The organism is Vibrio sp. L85 (assembly GCF_963871815.1).
Taxonomy (GTDB): domain Bacteria; phylum Pseudomonadota; class Gammaproteobacteria; order Enterobacterales; family Vibrionaceae; genus Vibrio; species Vibrio harveyi.
Window position 1 is genome coordinate 1 of record NZ_CAWMYL010000107.1, and the last position, 719, is coordinate 719.

The window sequence follows — 719 nt, forward strand, 5'->3', positions numbered from 1 at the left end:
CAGCGGCAATTTGCCTTGCATAAGGAAAGAAAATGAAAAAACACATTGATACGCCTCAATTTGAACAAGACGTCAACTGGTGTATAGAAGAACTAAAACGCCACTTCGTCGATATACCATACTGGGAAGATACGTTCGTCGCGCACTTTACTCGTGGCAGCACTGTGAATAATCGGTATTGGAAAAACGTTAATCAAGAAACGACCAAGCGACTAACCAATATACCGACCTCTTTGTTGCACAAGGAAGCGTATCGAGAACTCAATAGTATGGCGTTTTTTGCTATCAACATCATGGCCGGCGCTTTGCTCGATTGTCGCTACAACGACAACCTCAATAAAAATGCGCTCGAAGAGATATTACAAATCACCCATGATGCTCTTTCTATTCGTGCTCCCCATTCTCTTTCTGGGCATGATAAGGCTTTGCACAATCTGCAATCTTGTATTGACCTGTTTTACCACGCCATTGGTGCACCTTCCGATGAGTTTGCCAACTATTCAGACAAAATGAATACATTGCGGCTAAAAGATCTGCAATAACATTACTCACGACATCTACTCCATCACCCAACCGCTAGCCAAAACTCATTTCTCTGATATACTCCTATCGCACCCAAAACTCATCAACTAAACAGGTATTACCTTCCTTGTCGCACTAAGATGAATGGCCATTCTGCTTAGTGTTGTTCGTTGATTCTCTCTGTTTTGGGTGCACCT

Annotated in this window: 1 protein-coding gene; it reads left to right on the forward strand. The window is 42.7% G+C overall.

Annotated elements, in window-relative coordinates; genetic code table 11:
* The first annotated feature begins 32 nt into the window (after positions 1–32).
* The gene (locus AACR11_RS09970) at positions 33–542 is read left to right on the forward strand and encodes a hypothetical protein (protein WP_053050407.1); all 510 of its coding nucleotides are present in this window, start codon (positions 33–35) and stop codon (positions 540–542) included.
* The last annotated feature ends 177 nt before the right edge of the window (positions 543–719 follow it).

Excerpts from the sequence above, each read along its gene's own strand:
- AACR11_RS09970 (WP_053050407.1), top strand. The coding sequence starts at position 33 with ATGAAAAAACACATTGATACGCCTCAATTTGAACAAGACGTCAACTGG.